General features: G+C 67.9%; 12 protein-coding genes and 1 tRNA gene. 9 read left to right on the plus strand and 4 right to left on the minus strand.

Annotation, left to right across the window (positions count from 1 at the left end; translation table 11 throughout):
* Window positions 1-16 precede the first annotated feature (16 nt).
* Window positions 17-514 carry a DUF427 domain-containing protein gene (locus ASF80_RS03410; RefSeq protein ID WP_056307997.1) on the minus strand — a complete coding sequence of 166 codons (498 nt, stop codon included), beginning with the start codon at window positions 512-514 and terminating at the stop codon, window positions 17-19.
* An 87-nt stretch (window positions 515-601) separates the two neighbouring features.
* On the opposite strand from ASF80_RS03410, the gene ASF80_RS03415 reads away from it, so the two are divergent.
* Entirely contained in the window at window positions 602-1195 is a 594-nt protein-coding gene (locus ASF80_RS03415; RefSeq protein ID WP_056307999.1) for an LON peptidase substrate-binding domain-containing protein, read from the plus strand.
* 12 nt (window positions 1196-1207) lie between these two features.
* Here the strand turns inward: ASF80_RS03415 and ASF80_RS03420 are convergent, their stop codons facing one another.
* The gene (locus ASF80_RS03420) at window positions 1208-2212 is read right to left on the minus strand and encodes a TerC/Alx family metal homeostasis membrane protein (RefSeq protein ID WP_056308001.1); all 1005 of its coding nucleotides are present in this window, start codon (window positions 2210-2212) and stop codon (window positions 1208-1210) included.
* 183 nt (window positions 2213-2395) lie between these two features.
* On the opposite strand from ASF80_RS03420, the gene ASF80_RS03425 reads away from it, so the two are divergent.
* The 6 genes from ASF80_RS03425 to ASF80_RS03450 all read left to right on the plus strand — a co-directional run bounded on the left by ASF80_RS03425 (window position 2396) and on the right by ASF80_RS03450 (window position 8027).
* Window positions 2396-3037, plus strand: a complete 642-nt coding sequence (locus ASF80_RS03425) for a TIGR00645 family protein (RefSeq protein ID WP_235559868.1) — start codon at window positions 2396-2398, stop codon at window positions 3035-3037.
* Between the two features lie 60 nt (window positions 3038-3097).
* Entirely contained in the window at window positions 3098-3655 is a 558-nt protein-coding gene (locus ASF80_RS03430) for an RNA polymerase sigma factor (protein WP_056308004.1), read from the plus strand.
* Complete coding sequence (locus ASF80_RS03435) at window positions 3652-4746, plus strand: DUF4349 domain-containing protein (RefSeq protein ID WP_056308007.1); 1095 nt, start codon at window positions 3652-3654, stop codon at window positions 4744-4746. Before ASF80_RS03430 ends, ASF80_RS03435 begins: the two co-directional genes overlap by 4 nt.
* 113 nt (window positions 4747-4859) lie before the next feature.
* Window positions 4860-5408 carry an ArsR/SmtB family transcription factor gene (locus ASF80_RS03440; protein WP_056308008.1) on the plus strand — a complete coding sequence of 183 codons (549 nt, stop codon included), beginning with the start codon at window positions 4860-4862 and terminating at the stop codon, window positions 5406-5408.
* The gene (locus ASF80_RS03445) at window positions 5405-6649 is read left to right on the plus strand and encodes an MFS transporter (protein ID WP_056308010.1); all 1245 of its coding nucleotides are present in this window, start codon (window positions 5405-5407) and stop codon (window positions 6647-6649) included. Before ASF80_RS03440 ends, ASF80_RS03445 begins: the two co-directional genes overlap by 4 nt.
* A gap of 58 nt (window positions 6650-6707) precedes the next feature.
* Complete coding sequence (locus ASF80_RS03450; protein ID WP_056308012.1) at window positions 6708-8027, plus strand: acyltransferase family protein; 1320 nt, start codon at window positions 6708-6710, stop codon at window positions 8025-8027.
* A 74-nt stretch (window positions 8028-8101) separates the two neighbouring features.
* Here ASF80_RS03450 and ASF80_RS03455 read toward each other — a convergent pair.
* Window positions 8102-8174 (minus strand) — tRNA-Glu (locus tag ASF80_RS03455).
* A 153-nt stretch (window positions 8175-8327) separates the two neighbouring features.
* Between ASF80_RS03455 and ASF80_RS03460 the strand changes: the two genes are divergently transcribed.
* Complete coding sequence (locus ASF80_RS03460; RefSeq protein ID WP_056308014.1) at window positions 8328-8966, plus strand: MBL fold metallo-hydrolase; 639 nt, start codon at window positions 8328-8330, stop codon at window positions 8964-8966.
* 2 nt (window positions 8967-8968) lie between these two features.
* Window positions 8969-9847 (plus strand): aminoglycoside phosphotransferase family protein, encoded by an 879-nt coding sequence (locus ASF80_RS03465; RefSeq protein ID WP_056308016.1) that lies wholly within the window; start codon window positions 8969-8971, stop codon window positions 9845-9847.
* Here the strand turns inward: ASF80_RS03465 and pepN are convergent.
* On the minus strand, window positions 9814-12327 hold the full coding sequence (gene pepN / locus ASF80_RS03470; protein WP_056308018.1) for an aminopeptidase N: 2514 nt from the start codon (window positions 12325-12327) through the stop codon (window positions 9814-9816). The genes ASF80_RS03465 and pepN overlap by 34 nt on opposite strands.
* Window positions 12328-12499 lie beyond the last annotated feature (172 nt).

The following is a 12499-nucleotide window of genomic DNA, read 5'->3' on the forward strand; positions in this document are numbered from 1 at the left end:
ACCAGCAGCGCACCGACTACCAGCCCATGGAGCCGGGCACGCCCTTGAAGGGACCGACGACGGCAGACGTCACCCACCCTCCGTAGAATCCGCCCGGCTGCGGAACGACGGTCTCGCCTCCGACCGTGCACTCGTCCATCGGACCCGCGTACACGGCGACGCGATCCGCCAGCACCTCGAACCCGGGCGTGGGGTTCGGATAGTTCCAGGCCGCTCCCGCCGCCACGAGGGATCCGCCGCGCACGTCGAGATACCGGGCGGCACCCTTGAACTCGCAGAACGACGAGCCAGGGGCATCCGCGAGTGCTCCGTCGACGAAGTCGGCGATCGGCAGGTAGAACACGGGTGGATGACTCGTCTCGAGCACCCGCACCGCGTCGCGTGTGTCGGCGATGAGTTCACCGCCCAGTCGGATCGTCACGCGCGCCGGCACCCGCTCGACCCTGGGCGGCCGAGGATAGTCCCACACGGATTCCTGTCCGGGCGCCGGGGTGATCGGGTCGGGTCTGCGCATGTCCTCACTGTACGGCGCTGCTCATCGATCGACGCTGCTCATCGATCGACGCTGTTCACACGGGGGCGTGCGGTGTTGACTGGGGCCATGGCCGTTCTCCCCATGTTCCCGCTCGGCTCGGTGCTCTTTCCTCATACGCCGCTGCTGCTGCGGGTGTTCGAGCCGCGGTATCTGACGATGATCGGACAGCTCCTCGACCAGGACGATCCGCAGTTCGGCGTCGTGCTCATCGAGCGCGGTCACGAGGTCGGCGGCGGTGATCGCCGAAGCAGCATCGGCACGACCGCCAGGCTCGCCACCGTCTCGGCGGATGCCGATGTGCTGCACATCGTCGCCATCGGCACCGACCGCTTCACGGTCGAGCAGTGGAGGGATGACGAGCCGTATCCACGTGCCGAGGTCTCGCCGCTCCCGGAGCTGATCTGGAACGAGGCGCTCACCCCGCTGCGCACCGAAGCCGAGGCGATCGTGCGGCGCGTCCTCGCTCGTGTCGACGGGCCGTGGGATCCCGAGACGGAGCTGTCGGACGACCCGCTCGCGGCGTCATGGCAGCTCGCCGCCATCGCGCCGCTCGGAGAGTACGACCGGCACGTGCTGCTGAGGTCGACGACCGTCGGCGCACTGCTGCGTCAGGTCATCGACCTCACACTCGAGGCCGAGCTGCTCTGGGCGGCCGAGTGATGGGCACTGCTCCTACTCGACGATCGCTGCCTTCTTCGCGGCCGACTTCTCGCGCGACGCCGCGATGAGGCTCGCCACGGTCGCGACCGTCATCGACACGACGATCACGCCGAGCGAGACGAGGTTGTCGATGTCTGGCACCCACTCGACGTGCTGGCCGCCGTTGATGAACGGCAGCTCGTTCTCGTGCAGCGCGTGCAGGATGAGCTTGATGCCGATGAAGCCGAGGATCACCGCGATGCCGTAGTGCAGGTAGCGCAGGCGGTCGAGCAGGTCGCCCAGCAGGAAGTAGAGCTGGCGGAGACCCATCAGAGCGAAGATGTTCGCCGCGAAGACGAGGAATCCGTTGGTCGTGATCTCGAAGATCGCGGGGATCGAATCGATCGCGAAGATCAGGTCGGTGACGCCGATCGTGATGAACACGATGACCATCGGCGTCCACATGCGCTTGCCGTCGACCGTCGTGCGGAGCTTCGATCCGTCGTATTCCTCGCTGATGTCGATCCTGCGGCGGAGCAGACGCACGATGAAGTTCTCGCGCTTGACGTCGTCCTCATGCTCTCCCTCCGGCATCGCCTGCTTGATGGCGGTGTAGATGAGGAAGGCGCCGAAGATGTAGAAGATCGGCGAGAAGTGCTCGATGACCGCCACACCGACGAGGATGAACGCGCCTCGCAGCACGAGAGCGATGATGATGCCCACCATCAGCACCTGCTGCTGCAGACGTCGCGGCACCGCGAACTGGGCCATGATCAGCACGAACACGAACAGGTTGTCGATCGAGAGACTGTATTCCAGCGCCCACCCGGTGATGAAGTCCCCGGCATTGCGCCATCCCGCCACATTCCCGAGCAGCACGGCGAAGAGCAGCGCGAGACCGACGTAGAACACGACCCACAGCGTCGACTCCTTGGTCGAGGGGATGTGCGGGCGGAGTCGGATCAGGAGCAGGTCGCCGATCAGGATGATCGTGAGCACGATCATCGAGGTGATCTCGAACCAGACAGGAATATCCACGGGTGCTCTGCACCTTTCGGGAGGGGTCGGAAAACAGCCGAAAGTCTCTCCCACGCATGGAATGCGTCGCACGACCGGAGCAGCGATGACGGTGCTCGTGATGACGGTGGATGCGCTTGCGGGATACTCCCTCTCGCGTCACCGATTGTAGCGGAGCGAACGCGGCATGGTGGAATGGTTCGCGTGACCGCGACCCCCACCTCCTCCACTGCAGAACACGGCCTCGCTCCCCTCGACACTCCGCCCCGGAATCCGTGGGCGCGGTCGATCGGATCACTCATCTTCGTCAGCCGCTGGCTGCAGGCCCCGCTGTACATCGGCCTCATCGTCGCCCAGCTCGTCTACGTCGTCGTCTTCATGGTGGAGCTCTGGCATCTGATCGAGGGCGTCATCGGCGACATCTCGCATCTCGACGAGGCGGTCATCATGCTCGCCGTGCTCGGCCTGATCGACGTCGTGATGATCGCGAACCTGCTCATCATGGTCATCATCGGCGGTTACGAGACGTTCGTCTCGCGGATCAACGTCGATGGACATCCCGATCAGCCCGAGTGGCTGTCGCACGTCAATGCCAACGTGCTCAAGGTCAAGCTCGCGATGGCCATCATCGGCATCTCCTCGATCCACCTGCTCAAGACCTTCATCGAGGTCGGCGGCATGAGCGAGAGCGGGATCAGCACGGACGGCGAGAAGTACACCCCGACCGGCGTCCTGTGGCAGGTCGTCATCCACATGGTGTTCATCGTCTCGGCGGTCGCGCTGGCGTGGATCGACCGCATGTCGCAGCAGACGCTCGCGAAGGCGCACCCCGCCCCCGCGCACTGATCTGAGACGATGGGGCATCCGTCGACACTTCCCAGGTGAGAGACACCGAACGGAAACAGGATGCCCGTGCAGACGAGTGATCAGAAATGGGTGGCGCAGGCCGCGACAGGTGACGAGAGCGCCTTCCGCGAGCTGTACCGCTCACATGTCAGACCGGTCTACTGGATCGCCCACGGCCTGCTCGGCTCACCCGCCGATGCCGAGGACGTGACCCAGGAGACGTTCGTCACCGCGTGGCGCAAGCTGCCGGGGCTCGAGTTGCAGAGCGAGTCCCCGTTGCCGTGGCTTGCGACGATCTGCCGATTCCAGGCCGCGAACCGCCTGCGACAGCGCAGACGCGACCAGGCGAACACGACGGATGCCGTCGATGACACCATCCCCTCGACGATCAGCGTCGAGGAGCAGGTGATCACCGCAGCCCTGGCGGCGCGGATCGCGGCAGAGGTGGGCACCCTGAGCGATCTGGACCGCGAGATCTTCCGCCTCTGCGCCGCAGAGGGCTACGCCTACCAGGCAGCGGCCGAGGAGCTGGGCGTGAGCCACGCGATCGTCCGGAACCGTCTCTCCCGAGTCCGCACCCGACTGCGCGGTGCCGTGAAGGAAGCGAGCGACGCATGAACGACAAGACCACCTCCGACGATCTCCCCGAGCTCTCGGATGCCGCGGTGACCCGCATCGAGCGCGCGGTGTTCGCGGAGATCGCGACCGAGCGCCCCGGTGAGACCGCAGCCGCGGCCCGCTCCCGAGCGCGCCGCCGCCGCTGGCTGACCGGCACCGGGATAGCCGCGGCGTTCGTCGTGGGCGTCCTGGTCACTCCCCCGATCCTCGGCATCGTGGGCGGCAGCGCCATGAGCACTGCAGGGGGCGGAAACATTCCCACCGGCGTCGCCCTGGAGGACTCGCGGTCCGGCTCCATCGATCAGAGCGCACCCGGAGCCGCATCCGACTCGGCGGAGTCCTCGAGCCTGGTGCCTGGTGCCGTCGACGTCACCGACCGCGAGATCATCGCGACGGCGAACGCCACGGTGCAGGTGAAGGACATCGCCGACGCCGCCGCCGCGATCTCCGCACTCGCCGAGTCTCATGGCGGCTATGTCGAGAGCACCGAGATCGGCCAGAACGTGGCCGTCGACGGCACCTCGGAGCCTGCGCCCTCCGACCCCGGGTACGGCTGGATCAGCATCCGCGTGCCTTCGGCCGATCTCGCCGCCGTCATCGACGAACTCGCCGACTCGGGCGACGTGCTCTCCTCGTCGATCTCGAAGCAGGATGTCACCTCCACGGCGATCGATCTGCGTGCGCGCGTGGATGCCACCAGGGCATCGGTGCAGCGACTCACCGAGCTGATGTCGCAGACCGGGACGGTCGCGGAACTGATCGAGGCCGAGGTCGCCCTCACGGATCGCCAGGCGCAGCTCGAGTCCTACGAGCAGCAGCTCGCCTCTCTCGACGACCAGGTCGCCATGTCGAGCCTCCAGGTGCAGCTGACCCGCACGACGCCGCCGACGACCGCCGATCCGGCCGGCTTCGCAGACGGCCTTCTCGCCGGCTGGAACGGCCTCGTGGTGTCATTGAACGCGCTGGTCGTGGCAGTCGGCTTCATCCTGCCGTGGCTCGCCCTCGCCGGCGCGGTCGTCCTGGTGATCTGGCTCATCCGGCGCGCACGGCGCACTCGTCGGGCAGCCGGCGAACCGCTTGCCGAGGACTGAGCCGCATCCTCCGGAAGGGTCGCCACTCCCAATGGGTGGCGGCCCTTCCGCTGTCTTCCCGGGGTATACAAGAAGCCTTGTGGGAATACGGAACCGGTTCTACCGTTGCGTCCATGGAAGACATCTCGGTGATCACGGCGGTGCACCACCCTCTGCGCCGCCGCATCTACGACTACCTGCTGCTGTACGGCACCTCGCAGGTCACCACGCTCGCACGATCGCTCGGGAGCCAGGTCGGGAGCATCAGTCACCACCTGAGGATGCTCGAACGAGCCGGGCTCGTCGAACGCGATGAAGACCCCTCCGGCGACCGTCGTACCAGCTGGTGGAAGCTCGCTCGACGCGGCCTCACCTGGTCGGCGGAGGACTACGTCGACTCCCCCGCCGATGCTCTGCTGGCACGCGAGGCGCAGCGCCAGGGCATCCGGATGCAGATCGATCGCCTTCAGCGGTGGCAGCGACGCCATGGTGACCCCGCGTACGCCGCGTACGACGCCTCGAACACCGAGACGACCGCCTGGGCGTCTCCTGACGAGCTCCGGGATCTGAGCGCGCGCCTTCTGCGCACGATGGAGGAATGGCGGGCGTCCGTCGACCTCGAGGACGGGCAGGAGCGCACGCCGATCTTCTTCTTCGCGCACGCGTTCCCGACGACGCCATGAGCACCGCGGTCGAACCCGTGCAGCTGTCGGAGGAGCCTCCGCTCTTTCGGCGGGACCACCGTGTGCACGCCTGGATCGGCGTCAAGGCGCTCTCCGACGCCGGGGATGCCCTGTGGACCATCGCCCTCGCCTGGACGGCCGTGCAGACGGCCTCGCCCGCGGTCGCCGGGCTCATCGTCGCCGCCGGCACGATCCCCCGGGCGATCGTCCTGCTCTTCGGCGGCGTGATCGCCGACCGCTCCGATGCCCGGCGGGTGATGATGCTCTTCAACGTGCTGCGAGTCGGCGTGCTGGTCTCCGTGGCCCTCTGGGTCCTCGCGACCCCGCCGACCGTCGGCGTGCTGCTGTTCGCGGCGATCGCCTTCGGAGTCTGCGACGCGTTCTACGAGCCGTCGGCCGGAACCGTCGCCCGCCAGCTCGTACGCCCGGGCGATCTCCCCTCCTACGGTGCGCTCGCCCAGACCGCGTCGCGCCTCGGAACCATGGCCGGCGCGGCGATCGGCGGCGTGCTCGTCGCCTACGCGGGGCTCGTGGGCAGCGCGGCCGTCAACGCCCTCACATTCAGTCTCGTCATCGCCTTCATCGCGATCTGGCTCCGGCCGCGCTTCCTGCTCGCCCGTGCGGCGAAGGAGTCCGCAGTTCACGGCATCGCCCGCGGATTCACCCACCTCGGCAGCCACCCGACGACCCGCACCCTCGTCATCGCGCTCTCCGGACTCAACCTCGCTGTCGGTCCGGCTGTGGGGATCGGCCTCGCGCTGCGCGCGCACGACGAGGGATGGGGCGCCCAGGCGGTGGGACTGTTCGAGGCGCTGCTCGGACTGGGTGCGGCGCTCGGCGCCGTCTCGGTCGTGAAGTGGCGACCGCGAAGAGAGGCGTTCGCGGGCTTCTGGGCGCTCGTCGTGCAGGGCGCCGGGATCATCGCACTCGGCTGGGGCCCGGCATGGACGGTCGCGACCGCGGCCTTCGTCATCGGCGCGACCGCGGGGTACGCCTCGGTCCTCCTGAGCGCCACCTTCTCTGCCACGGTCGACACTGCCTACCTCGGCCGGATGGGCTCGATCACCCGTCTCGGTGACGACTGCATCATGCCGCTCGCCATGGCCGGGTTCGGTCTACTCGCCTCGATAACGGCGGTCTGGGTGCCGTTCGCCCTCTTCGGCGGCATGATGATGGCGCTCATGGCTCTGCCACTGAGCAACCGCACGTTCCGACAGCTCAGCCTCGCGCCGACGACCTGAGCCACGCTCCGGCGGGCGTTCCCGTCGACAGCATCCCGCCGCCGCTAGAGTCGTCGGCATGAGCAGCGCCGCCACAGACTCGACGACCCGCACCGTCCCTGCGGGCCGCGATCTCACCCTCGACCTGGCACGGATCGTCTGCGTCGTCCTGGTCGTCTTCGTCCACATCCTGTTCACGGGCGTCGGCCGGGCGCCGGACGGATCGCTGCTGATCGAGCGCACCGTCGAGGCGCAGTCGTGGTTCACGGCGGCGTCCTGGATCGCGAACATCATGCCGCTGTTCTTCGTCGTCGGCGGATACGCGGCCCGTGCGGGATGGCGATCGGCGTCGGCCCGCGGAGACTCCGCGGAGGACTTCGTGCGCGTGCGCCTCCTGCGACTCGCGCGCCCGGCGCTCCCCCTGTTCGTCTTCTTCACCGTCGTTCTCGGCGCCACGCGGTTGATCGGCGTCGATCCCGCGCTCGTCGACACGGTCGCGATCGGCGTCGGCTCTCCGCTGTGGTTCCTCGCCGCGTACATGATCGTCCAGGCACTCGCTCCCGCGATGATGCGGCTGCACGAGAGATACGGCGCGTGGGTGCTTCTCGGCCTCCTCGCGGGCGCCGTGCTCGTGGACACGTTCCGGTTCACCGTGATCGGCGGTTTCCTCGGCATCCAGCCTGTCGCCGGAACGGGCTACGGTCTCGGCCAGGAGCTCTTCGGCATCCCGAACATCGTGTTCGTCTGGCTGTTCGCGCAGCAGATCGGGTTCTTCCTGTTCGACGGCTGGTTCGGTGCGCGCCGCTGGTGGCAGCTGATGCTGCTCATCGGCGCCGGCTACGCGGCGCTCTGGGGCCTCGTGTCGATGGGCGGATACTCATGGAACATGCTCGGCAACCAGTGGCCCCCGACCACGGCCATGGTCATGCTCGCCGTCATCCAGGCCGCCGCACTCACGCTGCTGCACGCCCCCCTGACGGCGCTCATGAGGCATCGAGCGGCCCAGGGCGTGGTCTTCCTGATCGGCTCACGACTCATGACCATCTACCTGTGGCATCTGCCGATGATCATGGTGCTGATCGGCATCCAGCTCGCACTCCCCTTCCCACTCCCGGCACCGGGAAGCGCGGTCTGGTGGTGGACCCGGCCGCTGTTCCTCATCGTCGTCCTCGCGGCCGTCTGGGTGCTGTCGCTCTGGCTGATCCGGTTCGAGAAGGCTCCGGCCGCGGGCCCGGCCCGCTTCTCATCGAAGGCCGCTGTGATCGCCGCGGTGCTGGTGTTCATCGCACCGATCATCGCCATCACCGCGTACGGCCTCGACTTCCCGCTGGCCGCGATCGCGCTCGCGTGCACCGCTCTCGCGCTGTGGCTGACGGGGGCGCGCCGGAACGTGACATGACCCGCGCGCGGGCGACGATACGCCCCGGGATACGACGAAAGCCCTCGGAGAACCGAGGGCTTTCGTGTGTTGTGTGACCCCAGCGGGATTCGAACCCGCGTTACCGCCGTGAGAGGGCAGCGTACTAGGCCGCTATACGATGGGGCCGTCTGGCGGAACGTTTCCGTGCCGCGACAACTGTTCAAGTATGCCACGACGATTCTCACGTCGCCAAATCGAGCCCGACCCTCCTCGATTCCCGGGCGTGGCGCGACCGCTCGACGGTTTGCCAGGGACGCCGGGAAGGAGTTGACTCATCCCATGCGCGTCACGAAATTCGAACATGCCGCTCTTCGCATCCAGCAGGGCGATGACATCCTTCTCATCGATCCGGGTTCGTTCACCGCTCCTCTGAACGATCTCGCCGGCCTCGTCGCCGTCGTCATCACCCATGAGCATCCGGACCACTGGACCCCCGAGCACCTCGACCGCATCCTGCGTGCGGCTCCCGGAACGCCGATCTACGCACCGGCAGGCGTCGCGCGTGCGGCAGACGGCTACGAGGTCTCGATCGTCGCGCCGGGTGACACCGTGGAGGTCGGAGCGTTCTCGCTCCGCTTCTTCGGCGGCACGCACGAGGTGATCCACTCGTCGCTCCCGACCGTCGAGAACGTCGGGGTGCTGGTGAACGACGAGTTCTACTACCCCGGAGACTCCTACGCCGTGCCCGAGGGCATCGAGGTAGGAACCCTCGCCGCTCCGCTCGGTGCTCCGTGGTTGAAGATCGGCGAGGCGATGGACTACGTCCTGGCCGTGAAGCCGCGTCGCGCGTTCGGCACGCATGACATGACGCTGTCCGTGGCAGGCAAGACGATGCACCGTCAGCGACTGCAGTGGGCGACCGAGCAGGGCGGTGGCGAGTTCTCGGTGCTCGAGCCGGGCGAGTCGCTCGACATCTGAGCATGGCCGACTCCCCCTCGGCCGAGTACTCGCTCGACGAGGACGGCGTGCGCGCTCTGCTCCGTGGGGCGGCGCCGCAGCTGGCCGATCTTCCGCTCAGTCTCCTCGCCGAAGGATGGGACAACGCGATGTGGCGGCTCGGCGCGGATCTCGTCGTGCGGCTGCCCAGGCGCGCTCTCGCAGTGCCGCTCATCGCGAACGAGCAGCGCGCCCTGCCCGAGATCGGGCCGGCGCTGGCGGTACTCGGCATCCGGACTCCTGTTCCCGTGCTCGCCGGAGCCCCGACCGACGTCTTCCCTCGGCCGTGGTCGGTGATCCCCTGGATCGACGGGTCGAATGCTCTCGCGTCGTCGCGGGTCGAGAACTCCTTCTGGGCGCCACGGCTCGCCGAGGCGCTTCAGGCCCTGCACGCTCCGGCCCCCGTCGACGCCCCGGTCAATCCCGTGCGCGGTCGAGAGCTGACCACACGCGACGACACCATGCGTCCGCGCCTCGACGCCCTGTCGAACCGTTCGGCACTGCGCGCCGCCTGGGCTGAAGGCCTCGCGGCCCCGCAGAATTCCGAACGGGTCTGGATCCACGGGGACCTCCACCCCGGCAACATCCTGGTGCACGAGGGCTCACTCGCGGCGCTCATCGACTTCGGCGACGTCACCGCCGGCGACCCCGCCTACGACCTCGCGTCGGCATGGATGCTCTTCGATGCACCAGGGCGCGAGGCGTTCCGGGCTGCCACAGGTTCTCGCTACGACGACGCGACCTGGGTGCGCGCGCGAGCGTGGGCCGCTTACATCGCGCTCGTGCTGCTGACGCAGAGCGACGACCGCCCCGACCACCTCGCCGTGGGTCAGAGCACCGCCGCGGAACTCGAATCCGACTGAGCCTGCGCTGCCCGCACGCGAAGCTCACGTGCGAGGTGATCGCGTTGCTCGACGACGAGACGTCGCAGAGCAGCGGGCGCCGAGGCGTTGTCGGCGATCCAGGCATCCACCGGCGCAAGGCTCGGCGCGGCCGGGAACAACCCCACCACCAGGCGCCGCGCCAGCTCGATACTCCGCTCCGACCAGGCGCCCCCGATCCTCGCGAAGTACTCGTCGTCGAAGCCCGCGATCAGGTCGCGTCGTCCGCCCGCACGGAATCCGCTGATGACGGCGTCGAGGTGATCGTTGCTGAGCGACTCGTCGTTCCATGCCTGCCCCCAGGCGTCGGCGCGCACGGCGGCGTCCGGAAGCGACCCGAGGGCGCGGCGCGCGGCGGTGCGCCCGCTCCCGGTGTCATCGGCCTGCTGCTCCGCCGTGATCTCGTCGACGCCGGCATGACCCGTCGTCACGAGAGCGGTCAACAGCTGCCACCGGAGGTCCGGATCGACGACGAGCCCCTCGGGCGTCTCGCCGTCGAGGAGCGCGCGGATGTCCCCGGCGCGTGCGTCATCGAAGGCGGATGCCGTTGCGAATGCGCGCGCCCATGAGAGCTGCGCGTCGCTGCCGGCGTCCGCCGACTGGAGAGCACTCGATGCCGCCTCCACCCACTGCCTCTGCTCCTGTGCCCTGTCATCCTCGGCGACATAGTGCCGGATCGCGAAGAGCGCGTTAGCGAGAACGCCGCCCAGGAGACCGATGTTCGTCTCATGGGGCGCATGCGCCCGCACGATCGACGTGTACTGGGACGCGATGAGCTCTCCGTCCCTGGTGGCGTTCCAGAGAGACGACCAGATGACCGCTCGCGCGAGCGGATCCTCGACGGCGGACAGCGAGTTCTGCACGGTCGCCAGCGATGACTCATCGAGGCGCACCTTGGCGTAGGTGAGGTCGTCGTCGTTGAGCAGCACGAGGGCAGCGTCGGGCAGCTCAACCGGCGTGCGCTCGTCGTGGATGTCGAGTGCGAGCTGGTCGCGGCGCACGACGCGGCCGTCGATGTCGTCGTAGAGACCGATGCGCAGTCGATGCGGGCGCGGATCGGTCTGCACGAGCACGGATGCGCCTTCTGCATCCTTCTCGATCCAGAGCGTCGAGACTCCGGTGGTCTGCAGCCAGGCGCGCGACCACTCGGTCATGTCGCGGCCGGACACCGCACTGAGCTGCACGAGGAAGTCGTCGAGCGTCGTGTTCCCGAACGCGTTCTGGGCGAAGTACCTGCGCGCACCGTCGAAGAACGCATCATCGCCGACGAAGGCGACCAGCTGCTTGAGCACGGCGGCGCCCTTGGCGTACGTGATTCCGTCGAAGTTCAGTTTGGCCGCTTCGAGGTCGGTGATGTCGGCGACGATCGGGTGGGTCGTCGGCAACTGGTCCTGCTGGTACGCCCAGGCCTTGCGGTTGGCGGCGAACTTCACCCACGCGTCGTGGAAACGCGTCGCGACAGCGGACGCGTGCGAACCCATGTAGTCGGCGAAGGACTCCTTGAGCCACAGGTCGTCCCACCACTTCATGGTCACCAGGTCGCCGAACCACATGTGGGCCATCTCGTGCAGGATCGTGTTCGCCCGAGCCGCCCGCTGTGCGTCCGTCGCCGCGCCCCGTGAGAGATACGCCTCGGTGAAGGTGACGAGCCCCGGGTTCTCCATCGCACCGAGGTTGTACTCGGGGACGAAGATCTGGTCGTACTTGCCCCAGGGATACGGATACGCGAAAGCATCCGTGAAGAAATCCAGGCCCTGACGCGTGACCTCGAGGATCTCGTCCGACTCCAGATACTGCGCCAGCGACTGCCGCACGAACACGCCCAGCGCGATGTGCTGCTCGTCGCGCCGCCAGTCGCCGTCCACGCGGGCATAGGGCCCCGCGGCGACCGAGGTGATGTAGCTCGAGATCGGCAGCGTCGGGGCGAACTCGACGCGCTGCACCCCGACCCCCGCGTCGACCGTCGCGGCGGACTGGTTCGAGAGGACCTCCCATCCCGCCGGCGCGTCGATCACGAACGTGTAGGGAGCCTTGATGTCGGGCTGCTCGAAGCACGCCATGACACGCCGCGAGTCTGCGGGCTCGTACTGCGTGTAGAGATAGGTGCGGTCATCGACGGGATCGTGGAAGCGGTGCAGCCCCTCCCCCGACCGGCTGTAGACGCCGACCGCCTCGACGCGGATCGTGTTCACGTCCGCGAGATCGTGCACGGCGATCCGGGCGCCGTCGTAGACGACCTCCTGGTCGACGCCGTTCACGACGACGCGCTCCACGCTCTCGCCGATGAAGTCGAGCCAGGTCGACGAGGTCGTCGATGCGAACTCGAGCGTCGTGACCGTCGGGAAGCCGCTCCGAGCCCGCTCGGGCGCTCCGGTCAGATCGAGTTCGACGCGGATGCTGCGAACGGAGACGGCGGCGGATCGCGCCGCGGTCTCCTCTCGAGTGAGGTTGGCGGTATGCATGCCTCCATCCTTTCATCCGGCGCCGAAGACCATGCCCGTGTCCCGATCGAGAACCCCGCCCTACGTTGCGCTGTGCAACAGAGAGGTCTAGAGTTGCACTATGCAACAGATGGGTGATGCGGACGCTCGAGGTCAGGACAGCGCGACAGTACTGCGGTCTCTGCTGGCGATC

It is taken from the genome of Microbacterium sp. Leaf159 (genome assembly GCF_001423615.1).
Lineage (GTDB): Bacteria > Actinomycetota > Actinomycetes > Actinomycetales > Microbacteriaceae > Microbacterium.